Source organism: Vibrio sp. ZF57 (genome assembly GCF_001691235.1).
In the GTDB taxonomy this organism is placed as follows: domain Bacteria; phylum Pseudomonadota; class Gammaproteobacteria; order Enterobacterales; family Vibrionaceae; genus Vibrio; species Vibrio crassostreae_C.
The window spans coordinates 21,015-43,235 of the sequence record NZ_MAKD01000046.1 but is presented as its reverse complement, the minus strand read 5'-3'; the positions used below and the strand labels follow the sequence as shown (position 1 = coordinate 43,235).

Annotated in this window: 19 protein-coding genes and 1 pseudogene; 19 read left to right on the top strand and 1 reads right to left on the bottom strand. The window is 46.0% G+C overall.

Annotated features, from left to right (window positions below; all coding sequences use genetic code 11):
- Positions 1 to 198: 198 nt before the first annotated feature.
- Positions 199 to 2,238, bottom strand: coding sequence for an acetoacetate--CoA ligase (locus A6D97_RS05275; RefSeq protein ID WP_065583963.1), 2,040 nt, complete (start codon positions 2,236 to 2,238; stop codon positions 199 to 201).
- 199 nt (positions 2,239 to 2,437) lie between these two features.
- Here A6D97_RS05275 and phhA point away from each other — a divergent pair, with 199 nt between their 5' ends.
- The 19 genes and pseudogenes from phhA (at position 2,438) to secF (ending at position 22,135) form a co-directional block, all read left to right on the top strand.
- Positions 2,438 to 3,232 (top strand): phenylalanine 4-monooxygenase, encoded by a 795-nt coding sequence (gene phhA, locus A6D97_RS05270; RefSeq protein WP_065583962.1) that lies wholly within the window; start codon positions 2,438 to 2,440, stop codon positions 3,230 to 3,232.
- Complete coding sequence (locus A6D97_RS05265) at positions 3,222 to 3,560, top strand: 4a-hydroxytetrahydrobiopterin dehydratase (RefSeq protein ID WP_017065112.1); 339 nt, start codon at positions 3,222 to 3,224, stop codon at positions 3,558 to 3,560. The genes phhA and A6D97_RS05265 overlap by 11 nt, the downstream gene beginning before the upstream one ends.
- Positions 3,561 to 3,701: 141 nt before the next feature.
- Positions 3,702 to 4,802, top strand: coding sequence for a Fic family protein (locus A6D97_RS05260; protein WP_065583961.1), 1,101 nt, complete (start codon positions 3,702 to 3,704; stop codon positions 4,800 to 4,802).
- A 175-nt stretch (positions 4,803 to 4,977) separates the two neighbouring features.
- Entirely contained in the window at positions 4,978 to 5,724 is a 747-nt protein-coding gene (locus A6D97_RS05255) for a hypothetical protein (protein ID WP_170791805.1), read from the top strand.
- A gap of 165 nt (positions 5,725 to 5,889) precedes the next feature.
- The gene (locus A6D97_RS05250) at positions 5,890 to 6,099 is read left to right on the top strand and encodes a DUF3283 family protein (protein ID WP_008216860.1); all 210 of its coding nucleotides are present in this window, start codon (positions 5,890 to 5,892) and stop codon (positions 6,097 to 6,099) included.
- A 96-nt stretch (positions 6,100 to 6,195) separates the two neighbouring features.
- Complete coding sequence (locus A6D97_RS05245) at positions 6,196 to 6,912, top strand: YebC/PmpR family DNA-binding transcriptional regulator (RefSeq protein ID WP_010432326.1); 717 nt, start codon at positions 6,196 to 6,198, stop codon at positions 6,910 to 6,912.
- Between the two features lie 167 nt (positions 6,913 to 7,079).
- Positions 7,080 to 7,238, top strand: a pseudogene (locus tag A6D97_RS21425) (LysR family transcriptional regulator); the annotation flags it as partial.
- A 12-nt stretch (positions 7,239 to 7,250) separates the two neighbouring features.
- Positions 7,251 to 8,126, top strand: coding sequence for an NAD(P)-dependent oxidoreductase (locus A6D97_RS05240; protein WP_017067010.1), 876 nt, complete (start codon positions 7,251 to 7,253; stop codon positions 8,124 to 8,126).
- 460 nt (positions 8,127 to 8,586) lie between these two features.
- Positions 8,587 to 9,267, top strand: a complete 681-nt coding sequence (locus tag A6D97_RS05235; RefSeq protein ID WP_017065104.1) for a hypothetical protein — start codon at positions 8,587 to 8,589, stop codon at positions 9,265 to 9,267.
- 46 nt (positions 9,268 to 9,313) lie between these two features.
- On the top strand, positions 9,314 to 10,012 hold the full coding sequence (locus A6D97_RS05230; protein ID WP_017067011.1) for an ABC transporter ATP-binding protein: 699 nt from the start codon (positions 9,314 to 9,316) through the stop codon (positions 10,010 to 10,012).
- Complete coding sequence (locus tag A6D97_RS05225; RefSeq protein ID WP_065583959.1) at positions 10,000 to 11,298, top strand: ABC transporter permease; 1,299 nt, start codon at positions 10,000 to 10,002, stop codon at positions 11,296 to 11,298. The genes A6D97_RS05230 and A6D97_RS05225 overlap by 13 nt, the downstream gene beginning before the upstream one ends.
- Positions 11,291 to 12,067 (top strand): outer membrane lipoprotein-sorting protein, encoded by a 777-nt coding sequence (locus A6D97_RS05220; RefSeq protein ID WP_065583958.1) that lies wholly within the window; start codon positions 11,291 to 11,293, stop codon positions 12,065 to 12,067. The genes A6D97_RS05225 and A6D97_RS05220 overlap by 8 nt, the downstream gene beginning before the upstream one ends.
- Positions 12,068 to 12,076: 9 nt before the next feature.
- Entirely contained in the window at positions 12,077 to 13,369 is a 1,293-nt protein-coding gene (locus A6D97_RS05215) for a hypothetical protein (RefSeq protein ID WP_065583957.1), read from the top strand.
- Positions 13,369 to 14,403: a sensor histidine kinase gene (locus A6D97_RS05210; protein WP_065583956.1), complete on the top strand. Its 1,035-nt coding sequence runs from the start codon at positions 13,369 to 13,371 to the stop codon at positions 14,401 to 14,403. Before A6D97_RS05215 ends, A6D97_RS05210 begins: the two co-directional genes overlap by 1 nt.
- A gap of 72 nt (positions 14,404 to 14,475) precedes the next feature.
- Positions 14,476 to 15,324, top strand: coding sequence for a LytTR family DNA-binding domain-containing protein (locus A6D97_RS05205; protein ID WP_017066907.1), 849 nt, complete (start codon positions 14,476 to 14,478; stop codon positions 15,322 to 15,324).
- 239 nt (positions 15,325 to 15,563) lie between these two features.
- On the top strand, positions 15,564 to 18,332 hold the full coding sequence (locus A6D97_RS05200) for a M16 family metallopeptidase (RefSeq protein ID WP_065583955.1): 2,769 nt from the start codon (positions 15,564 to 15,566) through the stop codon (positions 18,330 to 18,332).
- A 306-nt stretch (positions 18,333 to 18,638) separates the two neighbouring features.
- Positions 18,639 to 19,103 (top strand): hypothetical protein, encoded by a 465-nt coding sequence (locus tag A6D97_RS05195; protein ID WP_065583954.1) that lies wholly within the window; start codon positions 18,639 to 18,641, stop codon positions 19,101 to 19,103.
- 276 nt (positions 19,104 to 19,379) lie between these two features.
- On the top strand, positions 19,380 to 21,179 hold the full coding sequence (gene secD, locus A6D97_RS05190) for a protein translocase subunit SecD (RefSeq protein WP_065583953.1): 1,800 nt from the start codon (positions 19,380 to 19,382) through the stop codon (positions 21,177 to 21,179).
- Between the two features lie 2 nt (positions 21,180 to 21,181).
- Complete coding sequence (secF, locus tag A6D97_RS05185) at positions 21,182 to 22,135, top strand: protein translocase subunit SecF (RefSeq protein WP_017061264.1); 954 nt, start codon at positions 21,182 to 21,184, stop codon at positions 22,133 to 22,135.
- Positions 22,136 to 22,221: the final 86 nt, after the last annotated feature.

Here is a 22,221-nt window from a genome sequence, read left to right as displayed (position 1 = left end):
GAAATACGCGAAACGGGGTTGTTCTATCTTTAAATTTAATTACGCAACAAAGCCAAGGCACGAAGCCAAACTGATGAGAGGGTTCATGAGCTTTAATAGTGGCTTCGATTCGGTTTTCAATCGGCTGCCTTTACTCTAGGTGTTATCTGACAGCCAAATGAAAATCGGAGATAGTTAGCCACTTTCTAAGGCTCAACACTAAAGCGAAACAACACTCTTTATCTCTTCCAAAACCTCGGCGTTAGCGATAGCCCCGAGGTTTTCTACATTTTTGCCATTGATCACCTGTTTCACAGCCAACTCCACCAGTTTGCCAGAGCGTGTTTTTGGCACGTCGCTGATCGCAAATATCTGGCTTGGCACGTGTCTTGGCGAACAAGAGGATTTGAGTTTGCTTTTGATGGCTGTCAGTAACTTTTCATCTAAACTCACACCTTGCTGCAGCTGAACAAACAGCCATACCTGTTCATTGCGGTCGATGTTTTTACCGACTGCTATCGAATCGATGATGCCGTCAATGGTGTTCACTTGCTGATAGATTTCGGCCGTACCAATTCGCACGCCACCGGGGTTGAGTGTGGTGTCGCCTCGCCCGTAGAACAGGTAGCCGCCATGTTCGCTCTGTGCGACTTCATCACCGTGATGCCACACATTGTCGAACCTATCCCAATAGGTGCTGTGATAGCGCTCTCCGGTGTCATTCCAAAAGCCAGCGGGGAAGTTGGGTAGGGAGTTGGTGCATACTAATTCGCCACGTTCGTGATCGACCTTTTGACCAGACGAATTGAACACCTTGATGTCGACGCCGAGCCCGGCCTGTTGGCACTCACCGCGATACACAGGCGAGATTGGGTTACCCAAAACAAAGCAGCCACAAATATCCGTGCCGCCAGAAATCGACGCTAAATGCAGGTCTTGCTTGATGTGCTTGTAAACGTAATCGAACTGCTCTGGGTAAAGCACAGAACCCGTCGAGCACAGTGTTCTCAAATGAGGAAGCGAGTGACTGTCTATTGGCGAGAGTTCGGCTTTCTCAATCGCTTCTATGTACTTGGCTGAGGTGCCAAATGTCGATACGTCAGCACGCTGCGCTAAATCCCATAGAACGTTAGGTTGCGGGTAAACCGGGCTACCATCAAAGATAACCAAACAAGCACCGCTGGCGAGCGCAGATACGTGCCAGTTCCACATCATCCAACCACAAGTGGTGTAGTAGAACACGCGATCTCTTGGTTTAATATCGCAATGAAGCTGATGCTCTTTTAGGTGGTTGATGGTAGTGCCACCGACAGAATGCACTATACATTTGGGTTTGCCTGTGGTGCCGGAAGAGTAGAGTACAAACAACGGTTCATTGAAGCCGACACGAGTAAATCGAAGAGGTTTTGTCTGATAGTGATTAATGATGCTGTGCCAGCTTAGAATCGACACATCATGTTCAACTTTTTTCTTCTCTAAATCGCTCTTCTCTAAGTCATTACTCGGTTTCAAATAACCGATCTCACACACCTGTTTTAATTCGTTTAAGTGTTCGATGATTTCACGGTTCTTGCCCGCCATATCGAACGTTTTGCCATTGAAGGTGTAACCGTCACAGGTGAACAGCACCTTAGGTTTCACCTGTCCGAATCGCTCAATCACACTCTCTACTCCAAAATCAGGCGAGGTCGATGTCCAAATCGCGCCTAAGCTGGTGGCGGCTAGCATGGCTATCACGGTTTGTGGCAGATAGGGAGTATACGCAGCAACTATATCACCTTGTTTCACTCCGCTATCGACAAGCCATTGCTGAACACTAGAGACAGCTTCACACAGGGTTTCCCATGTATAACTCTGTTGTTCGCCACGTTCATTCTCAAACCAAATCGCAAGCTCATCAGGCATGGTGTGTGCCAAACGCAGCAAGTTCTCGGCGTAGTTTACTTGTGCATTGGGAAACCAAACCGCATCACGGTTCGATTTAGGCTGCTGCCAGCGGCTCCCACCTTGAGCTTTGATGGTCTCGCTTTCTGCCTTGTTAATAGAGTCTTGTGAGCCGACTACTCCACAAAACTGCCACACGTTTTGCCAAAACGATTCCGGCTGAACTACAGACCATTGGTGGAGTTCGGCATAGTTTTTTACGTCCCTATCTAGGTTTAACCAAGACTGTTCAAGGCTATCCATAAATCGGGTTACGTTGGCGTGTGCGATACGCTGGTCGCTAGGTTGCCAAATTGGCTTATTGCTTTCGTGCATTCCTTTACCTTTAACAAAAAGTTAACGTTTTCAGTCTGGTATTTAGGTTTTACAAAGTCAAAAGTTCAGCAAAATAAGCGCTTGGTGGAATTGTGTAAATAAAATGTTACACGATCGCTTGTTTCGAAAAATCGCGCAAATTGGCGCTTATAAGGAGTGGAGATAGGCTTAAAGTGAGACATTCGAAAGGAGGTGTGTAATGACTCAATATCATTCTAAGCCCGTGAGCCAAGAGGGATGGGTTGAGTGGAGCCTCGAAGAAGATGCCATTTGGCACGACTTGGTGAAAAGGCAACTGGACGTCATTAGTGACCGCGCTTGCGATGCCTATTTGCACGGTCTGACCTTGCTGGATCTACCATTAGACAGAGTTCCCCAGCTGCCAGAGATAAATAAAGTGCTAATGGAAACAACCGGTTGGCAAGTTCAGCCTGTGCCTGCATTGATCGATTTCGACCGATTCTTTGATTTGCTCGCCAATAAGAAATTCCCAGTTGCGACATTTCTGAGAACGCGAGACGAGTTCGATTACTTACAAGAACCTGATTTCTTTCATGAAATTTTCGGCCATTGTGCCATGCTCACTAATGCCGATTTCGCGGCTTTCACTGAGCATTATGGAAAACTAGGCCAAGCCGCCACATCTAAACAGCGCGCTTATCTTGCCCGTTTGTATTGGTTTACGGTTGAGTTCGGTTTAGTAAAAGAAGGCCAACAACTGAAAATCTATGGCGGTGGCATTCTTTCGTCTCCAGCGGAAACTATGTATGCGTTGGGAGGGGATTTGGCCGTTCGCGAGCGGTTCGATCTGCAAACGGTTTTAAGAACGCCTTATCGTATCGACATCATGCAGCCGAAATATTACGTGGTCGACGAGCTATCTGAGCTCTTTAAAATCAGTCAGGAAAACCTATTACAGCAAGCTGATCTCGCCATCGATGCGGGGTTACTACCACCACTTTTTGAACCCAAGGAACCAACACATGTTGAATGAACAAAAATGCGAAGCCTGCAGTATCGACGCGATTGCCCTAAGTGAAGATGAACAACAATCTTTACTGTTGGAGTTGTCAGACTGGCAGATCATCGAAAGAGACGGCATCCCGCAGCTTGAGAAGGTGTTCAAGTTTAAGAACTACAAGCAAGCATGGGCATTCAGCAACATAGTGTCAGAACTGGCAGAAGAAGAGTTCCACCATCCTTCGATCTTATTGGAGTGGGGCAAAGTCACCGTCACTTGGTGGAGCCACTCAATCAAAGGCCTGCACAAAAATGACTTCATCTGCGCCTCACGCTGCGATGTGTTCGCGGTGAGTGAATAGTTTTGTAGGTTAGGAGTTACTCTTGCAACCTCTGTGATGCGATTAACTCATTATTCGGCTCATAATGTGAGTTGAATAATTGCCTTAAACAGCTCATAGTGTGAGTTGAATAAGTGATACTTTCGCATCATGGGGTGTAATATGTGGATTTGGCAGCAAGATAATTGGCCAAACTTTGTTTGGGATAATCAGAAAATAGGCGTGAGGTTAAGAGAAGTACGGCTTAATCAGGGCATTCTATTGGGCAAGATTACCTCACAGTCGGCAGATCAATCCCAAACCATGCTCGACACCTTATTAGCGAACATAGTCCATTCCAGTGCGATTGAGGGAGAAAAGCTTAATGCTTTCTCGGTCCGGTCTTCTTTAGCCAATAAACTCGGTGTCAGTGAAGATCGACCTTTTCCAACGACAGAACAAACCGATGGCCTAGCTGAAATTATGTTGGATGCGGTGCAGAACCTAACAGAGCCACTAGCGCTTGATAGGATCTTACATTGGCACGATAGACTGTTTCCTCAAGGCTACACCATGTTTAACCCTGTAGTTGGAGGTCAGCTACGAGGTGACGCTCCGATGCAAGTGGTATCAGGAAGAATTGACCGCCCAACCGTGCACTTTGAAGCGCCTAGCCGAGACATTCTTGATGCTGAGCTAGATACATTTATCAAATGGTTTAATGATTCACTTACCGACGCCACACTCGATCCTCTATTGCGAGCCGCAATCACTCACCTTTGGTTTATCACCTTACACCCGTTAGATGATGGTAATGGTCGTATTACTCGATTGTTGACCGACTTGGCGTTAGCACAGGCCGAGCAGCAGTCGGTACGCTTCTATGCGATGTCGGTGGGAATTCTCGCTAACCGCAAGCATTACTACGAGATATTGGAGCGAACCCAGAAAGGGGGACTCGATATTAGCGAATGGTTGATGTGGTTCTTAGATACGTTAGACGAGACGTTTACAGGGGTTTTCGCTGAGGTCGACCAAACTGTATATAAGACCAACTATTGGCGCAGCATCGACCAAACCAAGCTTACAGCAGAGCAAGTAAAAGTGCTGAATAGGATGCTCGATGGTGATTTTTCAGAAGGTATCAATGCCAGCCAATATCAGAAAGTAGCAAAGGTGAGTAGTGCCACCGCAACACGTCATTTGAGCGCATTGATTGGACATGGCTGCTTAGTTAAATCTGGTTCTGGTGGTAGAAGCACGCGCTATCTGTTGCCGAAGTAGATCTATACACCTATTCCTATACTTAAAAGCTGCCAATGTTCAGACTGAATGTTGGTGGTTTTTTGTTGATAATGTATTAAAGTCCAAGCTATAAACGCTTTACATTTCATTGTCTAAGTTATTATGATTATTGAATATTTAGTAATTTAAAATCTAAGGGGTTGAGGTGAAACTTTTGTCACTGCTAGACGTTCAGTTTAATCCACATAGAAGCTTTATAGCGCTTCCAATTGTTTGGATTGTTACATTAGCGATTATAATTACATCTTCTATTTGTGCATTTTTGATAGTGGTACATACTCCCTTACGTTGGGATTTATCCGCAGCGGGTTTTAATAATTTCGTTTCAGTCTTTCGTTTTCCTCTTGGAATTTTGGCTCTAATTATACCAATCATTGCATTGTTGGCTGCTAACCACAGATCTGAACAAACGAAAGAGCAGATAAGGGTAACAAATCAACAAAATACGTTCTCAAATCATTACAAGCATCTAGAGGAATTTAAAAAATATGTGGATATCTTGCAGCTAGATGATTTTGATGACGTACTGCTTCGTAAGCTACATAAAAAGATGTTTCCACGGTCACTTAACGGGGAGATGAGTCTAGATCTTAATGTGGCAGTCCAATTTACTCGCTCATGTAATAATATAATCGATACACTTAACAAAGATTCAAGCCTTATGGGGTGCACCCAAGCTTTGAATGAATGTAACTATATTTATAACGACTTACACTTAAGGAACTCATTTAAATTGCCAGAAGTTAGTAAAGCCGTTGCGTTAAAAATCATCGACAAACAGTTGTCTTTAATATATTTAGTGCTTATGTTTGCACACGATTGTCATGAGTCGGTTGAAGTTTCATATCGTAAAGCGCGAATTGAAGTGAATAAAGCACTACAGCTTAAACAAGCTAGTTGATGGAGTGTTCTAACTAAACGCACTTTCCCAAACTAGCTTGACCTGCATCAGTGACTTGCTTAGTTTCTTGTCTCATAAACCCTTTCGGTTACTCATAGTATTGGTTTTATGAGGCTGCTCTATGATATATTTCTCAGCCAAGTGTATTACAGACGAAGGCTAGCAATGTCTATCAACCTTTCACTCCTTCCACCCAGCGAGAAAAATAAAATCGAACTGGATAAGCAAGCATCGTTTCTTGTATGGAAACTGAAGCAAGCGAAATGTGGCCCTGAAGCCATTGTTGAAGAAGCAATGAAGCTAGGTGACCCAGATGAAAAGGTGTGGTTTGAACAGTCTGTAGAAAAATACAAACGGGTAATGGGTGTCGCATAAACGCAGACAAACCTTGCCCAGCAGTGCTGTAGAATTGAAATGACACAGTAATTTGCTAGAATTTGCACCGTTAATTGAATCAGAGAGAAGATCCCGATGGGAAGAAGTTTTGAAGTGCGCAAGGCCTCAATGGCGAAAACTGCAGGCGCAAAAATTAAAGTTTATTCTAAATACGGTAAAGAGATTTACGTACTGGCTAAGAACGGCAGCTCTGACCCAGACATGAACCTACCTCTTAAGCACCTGATTGCTAAAGCGAAGAAAGACCAAGTACCAGCACACGTTATCGAAAAAGCGATCGATAAAGCGAACGGCGGCGGCGGTGAAGACTTCCAACCAGCTCGCTACGAAGGTTTTGGCCCAGGTGGCACAAGCGTAATCGTTGACTGTCTAACTGACAACGGCAACCGTACTTTCCAAGACGTTCGCCAATGTTTCGTTAAGACTGGCGCGAAAATCGGTGTTGAAGGTACTGTTTCTCACATGTTCGCTCACCAAGCTGTATTCCAGTTCAAAGGCGAAGATGACGAGATCATCCTAGAAACGCTTATGATGGAAGACGTAGACGTGACTGACGTTGAGCTAGAAGACGGTGTAATCACTGTATTCGCTCCAACGACTGAGTTCTTCAAAACGAAGACTGCACTAAACACTGCGTTCCCAGAGCTAACGCTAGACGTTGAGGAAATCACTTTCGTTCCTCAAACGACTACACCAGTAGCTGAAGAAGATTCTGAGAAGTTCCAGAAGTTCTTAGACATGCTTGACGACTGTGATGACGTTCAGCAGGTTTACCACAACGCTGAGCTGTAATCTTTACAGTAACAACAGTTATTAAAAAACCGAGCCTAGTGCTCGGTTTTTTTATGAACGTTATACCTGATTTTCCTTGATCATCGTTCCATAATGTACGGCTGACAAAGCGTTCTCTGGTCGCGATTTATCGCTGAACTTCATTATATTGTTCGTCTTATCCCGACATGAATCTGATTTAAGTACTCCCTGAGTATCATCGGGGTGATCGCCAAGCGTATTTAGTGTACAAAGAAAGAAAATATCAGCCAAAGGCTTTGACCCTGCTTATTGATGCATTGATTGAGAGTGTTCGATCTTTTCATAGCGATGGTTTGGTCAAATAAAAGGAGAAAGAAATGAAAGTAAGTTTTATCGGGCTAGGCGTTATGGGTTTCCCAATGGCAGGCCATCTAGTCAAAGCCGGTTTTGAAGTAACGGTATTTAACCGCACTCACAGCAAAGCGCTAGGCTGGGCTGATAAACACCAAGGTAAAGCGGCTGAATCTGTGGCTGAGTGTGTAGCGGAAGCTGACGTGGTATTGGTTTGTGTGGGTAACGATGACGACGTACGCAGCATGACAACCAGCGAAACAGGCGTATTGGCAGCGATGAAGCCAAACGCGATTCTTGTCGATCACACTACAACGTCTGCAGTTCTGTCTGAAGAGCTTGAAGTGGCAGCGAAGCAAGCCGGTATTCGCTTTATGGATGCACCTGTATCTGGTGGCCAAGCGGGCGCAGAAAATGGCGTGCTAACCATCATGTGTGGTGGCGAACAAGCGCTTTTCAACGACCTTCAACCTGTGTTCGAAGCTTACGGTAAGTCGTCAGTTCTTATGGGTAAAGTCGGCCAAGGCCAACGCGCGAAAATGGTTAACCAGATCTGCATTGCAGGAGTGTTGAATGGCTTATCTGAAGGCTTAGTGCTTGCTGAAAAATCAGGTTTGGATATCCCAACTCTGGTTGATTGCCTTAAAAACGGCGCTGCTGGCTCATGGCAGATGGAAAACCGTGCTACCACAATGGCACAAGACAAGTTCGATTTTGGCTTTGCAATTGATTGGATGATCAAAGACTTAGGTTTCTGTCTAGATGAAGCTGAGCGCCAAGGCATCCAGCTTCCACTGACTGAAAAGACCAACAACGCCTACAAGGCACTGTCTGCCGAAGGACAAGGCCGCATGGATACATCAGTATTGATGAAAGCCGTGGTTGAAGAGACAAAGAAGTAGAAAGCTAGAAGTAATAGAAGCTTCGCTTGGATAATTAAAAATAGCCGCTGATTAGCGGCTATTTTTTTGGTTTGAGCTCTGCCGAGTGCGTTAATCCAAAATAAATCCCCTCCTAGCCTCCCCTTGATTCATATGTAGATCCCTTGCTGATCGTGGAGAGGGGAGGAATAGAACATCGATCGTTAAAAGTGTCGATGTATGTTCAGTGCTAAAGAAAGTTCTCCCCCTCTGCTAAAGATCTAGAGATATTGATGGACCCAGATTGAGGGGGAGTTAGAGGGGGAGGTAACTATGGCTAATTATGCGAATAGTGTTCGTCTAGTTCCTATAAGGTTGAGACCCCACTCACACCGCCTCTCAACCATTCACTCCTTATAATTACCATTCGTCGCATTGGTAAAACTGCACGACAAATTCTAGTTAACCTTTCAACGTCAACATTTGAAAGGGATTAGAAATCATGACTACTTCACACTCATTTAATTCAGGCTCTACAACTTCTGTGCTTAAGCGTTCATTGCTGATTGCTCTTGTTTCGTTTGCACCGTCGTTAGCTTTAGCGAACCCGAGTTCAGACGTGCTCGATATCTACAACCAAGCGGCGCAAGGCAATGAAGACTTGGTTGAGGTGGCTTATGAACGCCTTAATGACACGCTGCAACAAGACGGCGCTACGCCACTGACTTTAGTTTATTTAGGAAGCACAGAAACCCTGATGGGGCGTGATGCGTTCTTACCTTGGAACAAGATGAAGTATGTGGAGAGAGGCTTATCAACCATTGATAAATCACTGGTGCTGCTGAAAGACGAAGACCAACCAATTCATGAACAACCCCGTGTTCAAGGGCTGCCAGATTCTTACCTAACTCGCGCAATGGCCGCCGTTACTTACACCTCTCTGCCAGACATGTTTAATCATTTCGATCGTGGTTATGACCTGTTCCTCTCGCTATTGGCTGAAGATGCTTTCCAGCAACAGCATTTCGCTGTGACATCGTGGATTTACCGTTATGCGATTGAGGCATCGATTCGTGCTGAAGACCTAACGCAAGCACAAGCGTGGCTAGAGCAAATGGAAACGGCCGATGCCGACAACATCGAAACGATGACTGCGAAGGCCCTAATAGCGAAAGCGAAATAAAGGGCATGGAAGCTAAACAGTTGGTTAGTAATCAGAGGAAAACGGGATGATTGAATTTAAAGATATCGGCAAAGCATATGTCACAGGCGGTCAACGTGTTGATGCATTAAACGGGGTCGATGGCCATATCCAGCGCGGTGAAATGGTGGCGTTGTGTGGCCCGTCGGGTTCTGGAAAAAGCACACTTTTGAATATTCTTGGTTTGTTGGATATGAGCTATCGAGGACAGATCAATATTGATGGCCAACCGTATCCGACAGAGCAAATCGCCGCTGCACGCTTTCGCCGTCAGTCGTTGGGTTTTGTATTTCAGCGCTTCAATCTGGTTCCAGTGATGACGGCACTTGAGAACGTGGCCTACCCATTGATGTTGAACCAATGTTCGAAACAAGAACAGCAGACCAGAGCACAAGAGATGTTGGAGCGTGTTGGGCTAGGCGAATATGTACATCATCGCCCAGACAATCTTTCAGGCGGCCAGCAGCAACGTGTCGCGATAGCCAGAGCGCTAATCCACAACCCAAGCTTAGTCATTGCCGATGAGCCGACCGCTAGCTTAGACAGTCACACCGCCAACCTTGTGATCGACATTATGAAAGAGCTCGGCCACGAAATGGGCACCACCTTTATTGTCGCAACGCATGACCCAAGAATGGCGCAGCGTTGTGACCGAGTCATTGAACTTATCGATGGTCAACTGGCACTACAAGCCACAGCAATGGAGGCAATCTCATGGGCAAGTTAACACAAAGAATGAGCACTTTTTTGCTTCCTACCTCGGTGCGTTTGGCGTGGCTTAATTTATTGAGAAACGGTCGCCGTAGTCTGCTTTCGGTATTGATCATCGCAATTGCCGTATTTGCGCTGACCTCGGCTGGAGGTTATGGGCTTTATACCTATGAATCTCTGCGTGAATCGACCGCGCGCGATACTGGTCATCTTACTTTGAGTACGCCGGGATATTTTGAGCAAGATGAAGACATGCCGCTGAGCAATGGTCTAGACAATGTTCAAGCCCTAACCAAGAGCATTATTGGCGACAGCAATGTGCGTGGGGTGCAGCCGCGAGTCTATTTTAGTGGTTTGGTGTCTAACGGAAGCAAGTCGAGCATCTTTATGGGAACAGGCGTTAATGAGCGCGAGTTCGACATGAAAGGACCTTTCCTTGACGTGCGCAGCGGTCAAACTCTCTCTGATGTGAAATCTCCCAGATACGACAGCCAAGAGCCACAAGTGATGCTGGGAACCGACCTTGCTCGCAACCTCAAAGTTGCGGTTGATGATTGGGTGACACTGCTCGCCACCACCAGTGACGGCGCATTGAACGCTTTTGATTTTAAGGTGCAGGGTATTTACTCGACAGGAGTGCCTGAGCTGGATAAGCGTCAGTTATACGTACACATCACCACTGCCCAAGAGCTTTTAGCGTCAGACAAAGTCAGTACCTTGTCGGTGTTTCTATTTGAAACAAGCAAGACCTCAACCGTTCAACAGCGTATCCAAACAGCTTTAGATCGAAATAGTGCGAGCCAAAGCGATCAAGGCACAGAGATCGAGATCACCCCGTGGCAAGATCGCGCGTTTTTCTACACCAAGGTGAAAGATCTTTACGACCGTATCTTCGGCATCATGGGCGCGGTGATGGCATTGGTAGTGTTTGTGTCGTTGTTTAACACCATGACCATGTCGGTGACCGAGCGTACTCGTGAAATTGGCACCTTGTCGGCACTAGGCAGTTACCCGTCTGAAATCGTCGCAGGTTTCTTAAAAGAGGCGGGATTGTTGGCTGTGATTGGCAGCGCGATCGGCGCGTTAGTGAGTGGCTTCGTGTCGGTGTTATTGCTGGTGGTGGATATCCAAATGCCACCACCTCCCGGCAGAACCGAAGGTTACCCACTCAATATTTACTTCTCATTGGAATTGGTTGGTTACGCCACCTTGGGTGTACTGACGATCTGTTTGCTAGCCGCTTATTTCTCTGCTCGCAAAGGCGTAAATAAGCCAATCACGGAGGCGCTGGTTTATGTATAAATTTACTCGTTCACTCACTATTTTAGGTTCTGCGTTGGCTCTAGCATCGGCACCAAGCTGGGCTATCGATTCACAGCAAGTTACCGAGATGATTGCTAAGGCAGACAGCTACCGTTTGAACAGCGAACAGGCATCAAAAGTGGTATCTCTGGTCGCGCTATATCAAGACGAGCAACTAGACAAAACCCGCGAATACAACGTCTACACAAGACCAAACCGAGAGTCGCTGGTCGTGTTCAAGTCGGCGGTCGAGGCGGGTCAAAAGATGCTGATGATAGAGGACAACTATTGGTTACTGATGCCGAAATCGCGCCGACCTATCCGAATCACACCAATGCAGAAACTCTTGGGTGAAGCTTCGGTAGGGGACATTTCGACGCTCACTTGGAGCGAAGATTACCAAGGTAAGTGGGTTGCCGAGCAACAGGTTGAGAGGTCGACTGGCGAGACACTCGATACTTATCATCTAAAGCTAACGGCGAAAACCAAGGGTGCCAGCTATCAATCGATTGATCTGTGGTTAACGGCAGACCGAGCGTTTCCTGTTAAAGCGGATCTGTATCTGCGTTCAGGTAAGTTAGCCAAGCAAGCTTGGTTTACTGAAGGCGTGCGAGATGGCTTGCCAAGTGTAGTTTCGATGACTTTGCTCGATAAGATTCAACCAAGTAAGAAAACCGTGATTGAGTACCGCGAGGTAAGCGAACAAGCTTTAGCGGACAAATACTACAACCCTGCTTACTTATCACGTAATAGCGTGTCTGGGCTTTAGGTGGGTGCCATGAAAGCTTCTAGTCGTCGATTCCACATCAAGCCTTTAATCGTTACTTTCCTTGTGCTGCCTTGTATGAGTAATACGACTCAAGCGGACGATCTGAACCTAGCCTGGGACTGGCAATTGAGTGCTGAGGCCGTTGAATCGAGAGAGTCGCCATTTAACCCTTTCGTATCTGACAATCGCCAGTCACTCAATGGTTTTTTGGATCTTGAGGTTGGATATGACAATTGGCTTGGCCTGTTTGCAATGAAAGCCAACGACATTTTGAGCAATGACCCACAGGGGAATGAGGCGAGCTTTGAATCGGAATTCATTGTGCGCGAGCTGTTTTGGCAAGGTGGTGTTGAACTGTCTAATTCAGCGTTCGGTGACCACTATCTTGATGTCACGCTTGGCAAGGTTCGTTTGGATTGGGGCGTGGGCTATGGCTATCGACCGTTAGACATCATCAAACCTTATCGACAAAACCCAGTGGGCATTGTCGCAGAAGAGGGCGCCGGTGTGGCTTCAGCGTCACTGTTCGATATGACGGGCGAATGGACACTGCTTTACAGCGATTCGTCATGGACTTCCCAAGACGTAAATGAATTCGAAAAGCAGAATCAGCAACAAGGCTTTGGGATACGTCGTTACAATCTGGTTGGCGACCACGAATATCAGTGGGTCGCTTATTACGACGATGTACGCCATGGCTTACTTGGGGCGAGCTTGGTGTCGGTATTAAATCTCGCGTGGGAGTTTCACGGTTCGATGGTTTATCAGCGACAAAGTTTGGGTTACAGCCAGCCTAACTCACTGCTTAAACCGGTTTATCTTGAAGAGCAGGGCGAGGCTTATCAAGCGTTAGCAGGATTAACATGGGCCAATGACACGGGCCATAATGTGGTGCTGGAATACTGGTTTGATAGCCGTGCTTGGAGTCATTCTGAGTGGCAAAGCGCGATAGAAAGTGCAGAGTCTTTGTCGGTTAATCCGATGACATCTTCGTTGGTAGGTTCTTATGCGCAAGGCTATCAGCACGCCAATTTGGTTCAACACAACATCATGTTTCACTGGTCTTTGGATTCGACACATGGCTGGCTTGAAGATATCACGCCAACATTCGATGTCATGTTGTCTCCTCAAGATGGCGGTTTTATTGCGACTCAGTGGCTCAATTATCAGGCTTTCGATAATGGCGATTCATCGTTGGAATTGGAACTTGCTGCACGCTTTCTAGGTGGTAAAAGTGATTCTGCTTACGCCAGTTTACCCGATAGTCATATGATTCTCTTAAATATCAAAGGACGATTTTAATGGACACTTCTTCAAACAGTCGATTTTCATGGATTAAGAGTTTCGCGTTCACCACGCTATTTTGTGTTCTTATTGCGATTACAACCCATACGATTTGGGGCGGCGGATTAACGGTTAACCTGGCAATCAGTTTTGGCTTTGGCTACAGCGCCGTGGGTTCTTCTTTCATCTTGGTGAAGTTGTTTAAGAGGACATCTCGAACGCTTGAGGTGGGTATCTCAATGGTGATCGCGATGACCTTTGGTACCTTGAACGCACACTATTGGTTGAACGGGTATTTCGGCTCTAACCTTTCCGATCTTAAGTCTGTGATTCTGCTTGGTGTGATCTTTTGTTCCGTTTGTTATTACTATTTCTACACAAGAGAGCAGCAGCTACGTGCCGATAATGAATTAGAGGTGGCGAAGCGTCGCCAATCTGATCAAGAAAAGGTCGTTGTACTTAGCCAGTTAAAACAGCTGCAAAGCCAAATTGAGCCGCACTTCCTGTTCAACACGCTTGCGACCATCAATGTATTGATTGAGAGTGACAGCGCGAAAGCCAAGTTGATGCTCGAAAAACTGACTGACTTATTGCGTGTAACTCTGAAAAACAGCCGCACTGAACAATCGACCATCGCACAAGAGGTCGACTTGTTAGACGCTTATCTTAATATCCAAAAGATACGCTTGGGTGAGCGCTTAACGTTCTCGATTGAAACACACGAGATTAGCGATTTGCAGGTGATTCCACCGTTCTTGATTCAACCTTTGGTCGAGAATGCACTCACGCACGGCATCGAGCCCAAAGCCGCTGGTGGCCAAGTGAATATTCGTATTACTCAACAAGCACAGCAGCTAAAAATTGAAGTGGCTGATAATGGCGCTGGGTTGAAAACGCCTTCTGCGAATACGGGTCACGGTGTTGGGTTAAGCAATATTCGTCAAAGAATCGAAACCCTGTATGGTGATAAGGCGAGCCTAACGATTACTGAACACGCTGAAGGCGGGGTAGTCTCGACGATCTTGTTACCGTTGACTGAGGCAGCCGCCTAGAATTACAGATCAGAAAACACCGAACAGTGACGCAAAATAGACGATTTACAGTGTGAATTTAAAGGACTAACCATGAACAACCCAACAGTACAGCCGAGCGTAACGGCGATAATAGCAGACGATGAAGCACTGTTAAGGCACCACTTAGACAAGAGCCTTGCTGAGGTTTGGCCGGAGTTAGAAATCGTCAGTAAAGCACAAAACGGTTTGGAGGCGATGGAGAGTATTCAGCAGCTTAAGCCCGACGTGGCTTTTCTCGATATTCGTATGCCGGAACTGGATGGTATCTCTCTGGCGAAACAACTCAACAAGTTAGATTCACCGCCATTGATTGTGTTTATCACGGCTTATGACGAATACGCGGTCAAAGCTTTTGATCACAATGCGATGGACTACCTGCTTAAGCCAATCAATGAAGAGCGTTTACTGGCCACATGTCAGAAAGTGCAAGCGCGTCTGTCGAGCAATCAAACACAAACAGGTACCACGCCAGAACAGCCCGATATCACGGCGTTAATGGCTCAGCTTCAACAACTATCCCAGTCGACGTCACAGCAAACGCAGCCTCCTTATCTATCGGAGAAAAAGTATCTCACATGGCTCAAAGCCAGTGTAGGGGAAGACATTCACCTAATCGCCGTCGATGATGTCGCTTACTTCAAAGCAGAAGACAAGTACGTGTCTATATTTAAGAAGGGTCAAGGGGGATCGCTAGAGGAGTATATTCTTCGCGTGTCACTAAAAGAGTTGATAGCGCAACTCAATCCTGATGAGTTTTGGCAAATCCACCGTTCAGTGGTAGTGAAAGTTTCCGCCATTGATAAGGTGAAGAAAGGGCTCTCAGGTCAGATGTCGGCGTATGTGTCAGGGGAAAAGCTACCGATCAGCCGTGCCTCGCAAGCGTTGTTTAAGGGTATGTAGAGAACTGGCTGAAATTTATGTAGCTTATTGATTTTAAATAGATGTAGTTAGCGAGTCTAAAATCGATGTATTAGGCTCTTATCAAAACACCACTTTAAATGAGCACAGCGATCTTACATAACGATTTATGATTTATAAAATAAAGATCTAGATCACAAAGATACTCATCAGGTTCAATATTAAATAATAATCGTTAGCTCAATCTGTATATTGTCGATGAATGACATTAAGAGGTTGTTATGAAAACATATTATTTAGCGACGGCTCTATGCCTCACCTTAGTTGGCTGTAGCTCAACATCAAAAACTACCGAAACGCCAATCCAGCCGGATCCGGCATGGACTTCAGGCCAACTAGAAAATGGCCTTACTTATCATGTTTATCCAGATCATGAAGAATCCGTATCTGTTCGTTTAGTCGTGCACGCCGGTTCGATTCAAGAGACTTCTCAACAAGAAGGCTACGCGCACTTCTTGGAACACATGGCATTCAATGGCAGTAAAAACTTCTCTCAGAACGATGTGATTCGTCTATTCGAAGACGCAGGCGCTAGCTTTGGTGCTGATATTAATGCCTACACCTCTTATGAAGAGACGGTCTACCAGTTAGATTTGCCAGATAACATCCAATTGCAGTCTGCTTTGACGTGGATGCGTGACATTGGTGATGGCCTGGATCTATCAAGTTCAGAAGTCGAAAAAGAAAAAGGCGTGGTTCTTGGCGAGTTTCGTATGGCTCGCCTCGATGATAAGTCATTCGGAGAGAAATTCTTTGACCACTTCATTGAAGGCGGCCCGTACCAATCGCAAGATGCATTAGGGACTAAATCGTCGATCGTGAATGCTACTCCTCAAGGCATCAGCAACTTTTATCAGACTTGGTATCAACCTCAAATAGTTGAGCTGGTCGTTTCTGGTGATGTGGACATCAAAACTGTGATTCCACTTATTGAAGAAAAGTTTTCTAGCTGGGAGCGTGGCGATACGCCGAGACCAGAGAAACAGAAAATGACCTCATTCAATGAAGATGATTATGTTGAGTACGCAGGAAGAGAAGCGCCAAGCATCACTCTGACGTTTAACCGAGGTTTAAATAGAGTTGAAAATCATGCTCAGCAGCATCAACGTTGGTTAGATGAAACCTCTCAGCAATTGATTCGACAACGATTAGAAGCAGTATTTAATGATGCCGCGCTGCCGACTCAATGGATAGCGTCTGATGGCTATCGAATGGGTGCTCTGCACTATTCGGCAATAAGTGTTGGGTTTCCGGCTGGAGACCGTGAAGTAATCCAACAAGATCTGCTTTCTACATTGGCATCATTGCGTGATTTTGGTGTTTCGGAAACGGATATTGCTGGCGAACTGTACTACTACCAAGACTTGCTGGATAACATCGAGCATAACTGGGATAAAATGGACAGTGTTGAACACGCGAATTACAAAGTGAGTGCGTTAGTCAATGATCGAATAGTCCAATCACAGAAAGATTATCAAGCAAGCTTGGAAGCTTTCATCGCTAACTTGAGCCTTGAAGTGATTAACGACAACATCAAGAATCTACTTTCTGATGATTACTTTATTGTTATTGGGATGGATGACTCCGAAGACAGAACCGCGATCATCAACTCTCTCGATAGTTTAAAAGCCACGTATAGCGAGGCGGGAGTTGCGCCGCTTGCGATTGGAACAGCCAGCGCTTTTGCTGTACCTAGCTCGCAAGGCGAGGTTGTACTTGCTGAACAAATGTCTATTGACCCATACATCCAAAAGTGGACGTTAAGCAATGGCATCGACATGTGGTACCTGCGTGATTATGAGGCAGGTGATGATGTTGGGGTGATGTACATGAGCCTCGGCGGAAAAGCCGCTTTGGATCCGAGCTTGTACCCAGCTGTTGAGGTTGCGTTACCTACCTTCGCTCGAAGTGGTGTCGGTGAGTTTACGGGCTCTGAGCTTTTAGCGTACTTTGATCGTGAAAATATTAGCGCCGATTCTTTCATTGGTAATACTCGTCATGGTATTGAATTTAATATCAATAAAGACGGACTTAAAGATACGTTTGCTGCGCTTTATACCTTCATAACTGCGCCTAAAATTGTTCCCGAGCAGTTAGAGGCAGTGAAACAGGAGTTTGTACAAGGTCAAGAATCTTTCTTGAGCAGCCCTGTCGGTCAGTTTGAGCGCGCAAGAAACCAGAATATCTATCGTCAAGACAGTGGCCACCTCTTTGTTGATAAAGAACGTGTTGAAGCGGTTTCTGTGGAAGACGTCGCTAATCTTCATCAGCAATTGTTTGGTCAAATGAGGCATAACCAATTGGTGATCGTGGGTGACATCGACCCAAGTGAATTAAAGCCTTTGGTTGAGCAATACTTGGCTTCGATTCCATTAGAAAAAGCTGAGGTTCCTGAATTTAAGGTGGCTTACAAGCAGCCATCTGAATCACGCATTGATTTAGCGATCAACAATGTGAATAGTGCAGAGTACATCCTACGAGTTATCTCTGAGCCTAGCGTTGAAGTTAAAATGTCGGCAAAAGATGTTTTCATGGAAGACTTGCTGCAGCGCTTGCTGGCGACTCGTTTAGATACCTATATTCGTGAAGAGTTGAGCTTAGATTACTCGCCATATGCGTATTCAGCATCCGCAGATAGTGAGCTGAGTGGTGAGTGGGTTATCGGGGCGATGGTAGCGCCGGAGAACGTTGACCAAGTCGAAGTGGCGATCGATAAAGTGATTGCAGACCTTTTACAAGGCGTCTCTGAAAAGGAAATGCACGCAGTCGTGAAACAGTTTGAAGCGGACTTCACGCCTCTCGAGACGAGCTCTATTGACCAAGCATGGTACCTGTCTCGTTATTTACTTCATGGTTACGATATCGAAGCTTTGTCTCAAGTTGAGCGAGTGGCAAGGTCGATCACTGCGGAAGACATGAATCAACTTGTCCAACGCATCTTTGGTGAAAATAGCCGTAAGGTTAAGAACATCATGCGTCCTAAAGCCTAAAGCCTAAAGCCTAAAGCCTAAAGCCTAAAGCTTGAAACCAACAGAAAGAGACAACTCAAAGCCAAGCGAGCACCGCTTGGCTTTCTTGTTTTCCCACCATTCATAACGTCTATGCCTCACCTGTTGTTAAGCCGTTTTAGATCTATGTAAATCTAAATTTTGAGATCGCTTAATCGGTTGCATCGTATCATTTTCTAAAAAAATGTTTTAAATCAAGACAGCGTTTCATTTGTATTGTAGATTGACGATCTACGAGAATGTTGTTTGGATATTAGATTGCTTAAACTGGGTACCCGATTAGTCTTAATGTTGTTTTTACTGAGCTTTGGCTTAGTGAATTCTAACGGCTATTCGTTGCCTTCTAAGCCATTTCAAATATACTCGGCTCAAGAGCAATCTTCACAGAATGATCTTTGTAAACAAGCTGATACGGATAATCCGTCGAGCTACTTAGAGTGCGATAAGGCTCAGTTTGGCACCGTGCCTTCTGGTGACAGTTCTAACTATCACGACACCGAATCAAGCCTTCAAGCAGCAAACTTCAGACGTATGCTCAGTAACGAGCAAGAAAGCGTGGCCGATCTTGAGCCTGCTTATCATCTACTGATTGACTTCTCTCCCCCCTCAATACTGGCTTCCCTGCTCTTCAACACGCCGTTGTTGGATTCCAAGCTGCACTGGACCAGTATTGTGAGTTCTCCGTCTTCCCGGCTTTCGGGGTGGAAAGAGGGCAACATCCAATACTCGCATTTTCGAGAACTTCTTAGCTAATCGTTTGACCCTAAATTGGTCGTATCGATGGTCGCCTAGTGCCCATTGAACTCGCCAGTTAACCAAGACAAACATAGCGACATCAGCTTTAGCATCACTATCTTTCAATCAGCTTGTTCTGGTCGTGATTAGCCATCGCTCGTGTTCGCAAAATATTAGACATACCAATCGTAGTAAATAACTGGTCACCCTAGCTGGTTAAAATGCTCGATCACTGCTTTTTTCTGGTGCTATTTTTGAGCACGTATTTACGGTGATTGGTAGAAAGAAGAGATCTTGACTGTGAAAAAACGCATTCAAAGAAAACAAATTAACCACTACTCAAAGTGGAAATACGCGGTGCTTATCGCCACCATTATCATCATGGTTCTGAGTGCTTTACCTTCTTGGTATGGCGAGAATGCGTCGGTTCAAATTAACAACCGTTCTGAACAGACCATCGATGCTAGCCAAATTACCCAATACCTTGCGAGCGAAGGCATTCAAGCCAAATCGGCATTTCAAAAAGACCAACGTTTAGTCGTAATCTTGGAAGACGCAGAACAACAAGCGAAGGCTAAAGAGGTGCTGAATGAGCGCCTATTGGACAACGCGACGGTTGCGCTAGCGATGGAGCCAGCAGCTCCGAAATGGCTGACTGACATGGGCTTCGCACCGATTCAGCTAGGCCTTGATTTACGTGGTGGTGTGCAGTTCCTGTTAGAAGTAGACATGGAACCGGTTTACCACGCACAAGCGCAATCTGTAGTCGATGAAATCACCAGCCAAGTGCGTTATGCACGCGGTAAAGTGGTGAACAACCAAGTTGAGTTTAACTTCCGTACTGATGCCGATTTCGAGAAAGCACAGAAACTGATTCGCGAAGAGTTCCCACAATGGCAACGTGACCGTTCAGATAAATCGCTAACGTTAACTCAGTCTGAAGAAGAGCAAAGAACGCTACGTAATCTAACGGTTCAACAAAACCTGCAGATCATGCGCAGCCGTATTGAAGAGCTAGGCATCACTGAGGCATCGATTCAACGCCAAGGTGAAAGCCGTATCCGTATCGAATTACCGGGTGTACAAGACCCTGCAGCTGCGAAAGACGTGATTGGTGCTACGGCTTCATTAGCGTTCTACTCTGTGTACGACAACGCAACGCGCAATACTCAAACTCTGAAAGATTCAGATGGTAATCGCGTAGTGGTTGCTCGCAAAGCAGTGCTGAGCGGTGAACACATTATCGATGCACGCAGTGGCATTGGTGAAATGGGCAGTGCAGAAGTAAACATCACGCTTGATTCTTCTGGTGGTAAGAAAATGTCTGAGTTTTCTCGCCATAACATCGGCAAGCCAATGGCGACCGTTTACAGCGAATACAGCCGTGACAGAGCCGGTAACAGCGAAAAAACCAGCGAAGTAATCAGTGTGGCGAACATCCAATCTCAACTGGGTAGCCGCTTCAGAATCACTGGTGCAGGCAGCATGGCAGAAGCACAAGAGCTTGCTCTATTGCTACGTGCCGGTTCATTAACAGCGCCTGTTACCATCATTGAAGAGCGTACTATTGGCCCATCTCTGGGTGCTGAAAACGTAACGAATGGCTTTGCTGCTTTGGCTCTTGGCCTTGGTCTGACTCTCACGTTTATGGCGCTATGGTACCGCCGCCTTGGTTGGGTCGCGAACTGTGCATTGGTGGTTAACATGACCACGTTGTTTGGTTTGATTGCCTTGCTACCGGGTGCGGTGTTAACTCTGCCGGGTATTGCGGGCTTGGTACTGACCGTCGGTATGGCGGTAGACACTAACGTGCTTATCTTCGAGCGTATTCGAGACAAGATGAAAGAAGGGCGCAGCTTTGCTAGCTCTATCGATCGTGGTTTCGATAGCGCATTCTCGTCAATTTTCGATGCTAACGTCACCACCATGATCGTTGCTGTGGCTCTATACACCATTGGTAATGGACCGATTCAGGGCTTCGCTCTGACTCTAGGCTTAGGTCTTCTAACCAGTATGTTCACGGGCATTTTTGCTTCACGAGCGATCATCAATTTGGTTTGGGGGCGTGACCAACGCCACGATGTAAGGATTTAAGCATGAGTACTTCAAAAATGACTATTTCAGACCGCTATTTTTCAAATAGCTATATTTCGGATAAGAATATGACTCGCCTTCGTAAGGTGATGTCTGCGATATCTATTGTGCTGTTCATGAGCTCTGTGATGCTGGTGGCGGTGAAAGGTTTTAACTGGGGCTTGGACTTCACAGGTGGTGTGGTTGCCGAGGTTCAGCTCTCTGATCAAGTCACCAAAGATGCGTTAAAAACAAAACTTGATACAGCTTTCCAACAAGACGTGCAAGTGGTTGGTATGGCAGAACAGGATCGCTGGACAATCCGTTATAGCCAACTGACAGATGCTCCACAGCCAAACTTAGTGGATGCTTTGTCTTCTGTCAGCGACCAAGTAAAAGTGCTTAACAGCAGCGTGGTTGGCCCTCAAGTCGGTCAAGACATGGTTGACCAAGGTGGCTTAGCGGTATTGGTGTGTTTCCTAATGATCATGCTGTACCTGAGTGTACGTTTTGAATGGCGTTTAGCACTCGGCGCCCTAGCCGCAATCATCTATGACGTGACGCTTATCTTGGGTCTGTTCGCTTTTACTCAGTTCGAGTTCAACCTGACTGTGTTAGCGGCTGTGTTGGCGATTTTAGGTTATTCATTGAATGACTCGATCATCATTGCCGACCGTGTTCGTGAAATGCTGCGTGGTAATCCAAATGGTGACACTGATAACCTGCTTAACGAATCGGTTAAAGCGACCTTCTCACGCACCATGGTGACCTCAGGTACAACCCTAATCACCGTATCTGCGCTTTGGCTACTTGGTGGCGCTGCGCTGCAAGGTTTCGCGATTGCACTGGTTGTAGGTATTGTCAGCGGTACGTGGTCTTCAGTTTCAGTAGGTATCACACTGCCTAAGTTACTTGGTCTACAGCCTTGTCACTACCAAGTGAAAGCGCCGGTAGAAGTTGAGGGTGAGTACCCTTAGGTTATCTATTGGTTAACAGTACAACTTAGTCAGTAACGTCAACAAAGCCCTTCGTTTATAGTAAAACGAGGGGCTTTATTTTTTAT

Coding starts and splice junctions, on each gene's coding strand:
- A6D97_RS05210 (WP_065583956.1), top strand. CDS start 13,369: ATGGACACTTCTTCAAACAGTCGATTTTCATGGATTAAGAGTTTCGCG.
- A6D97_RS05215 (WP_065583957.1), top strand. CDS start 12,077: ATGAAAGCTTCTAGTCGTCGATTCCACATCAAGCCTTTAATCGTTACT.
- A6D97_RS05265 (WP_017065112.1), top strand. CDS start 3,222: ATGTTGAATGAACAAAAATGCGAAGCCTGCAGTATCGACGCGATTGCC.
- A6D97_RS05220 (WP_065583958.1), top strand. CDS start 11,291: ATGTATAAATTTACTCGTTCACTCACTATTTTAGGTTCTGCGTTGGCT.
- A6D97_RS05245 (WP_010432326.1), top strand. CDS start 6,196: ATGGGAAGAAGTTTTGAAGTGCGCAAGGCCTCAATGGCGAAAACTGCA.
- A6D97_RS05195 (WP_065583954.1), top strand. CDS start 18,639: ATGTTGTTTTTACTGAGCTTTGGCTTAGTGAATTCTAACGGCTATTCG.
- A6D97_RS05275 (WP_065583963.1), bottom strand. CDS start 2,238: ATGCACGAAAGCAATAAGCCAATTTGGCAACCTAGCGACCAGCGTATC.
- phhA (WP_065583962.1), top strand. CDS start 2,438: ATGACTCAATATCATTCTAAGCCCGTGAGCCAAGAGGGATGGGTTGAG.
- A6D97_RS05250 (WP_008216860.1), top strand. CDS start 5,890: ATGTCTATCAACCTTTCACTCCTTCCACCCAGCGAGAAAAATAAAATC.
- A6D97_RS05225 (WP_065583959.1), top strand. CDS start 10,000: ATGGGCAAGTTAACACAAAGAATGAGCACTTTTTTGCTTCCTACCTCG.
- A6D97_RS05235 (WP_017065104.1), top strand. CDS start 8,587: ATGACTACTTCACACTCATTTAATTCAGGCTCTACAACTTCTGTGCTT.
- A6D97_RS05240 (WP_017067010.1), top strand. CDS start 7,251: ATGAAAGTAAGTTTTATCGGGCTAGGCGTTATGGGTTTCCCAATGGCA.
- A6D97_RS05200 (WP_065583955.1), top strand. CDS start 15,564: ATGAAAACATATTATTTAGCGACGGCTCTATGCCTCACCTTAGTTGGC.
- A6D97_RS05205 (WP_017066907.1), top strand. CDS start 14,476: ATGAACAACCCAACAGTACAGCCGAGCGTAACGGCGATAATAGCAGAC.
- secF (WP_017061264.1), top strand. CDS start 21,182: ATGAGTACTTCAAAAATGACTATTTCAGACCGCTATTTTTCAAATAGC.
- A6D97_RS05260 (WP_065583961.1), top strand. CDS start 3,702: ATGTGGATTTGGCAGCAAGATAATTGGCCAAACTTTGTTTGGGATAAT.
- A6D97_RS05230 (WP_017067011.1), top strand. CDS start 9,314: ATGATTGAATTTAAAGATATCGGCAAAGCATATGTCACAGGCGGTCAA.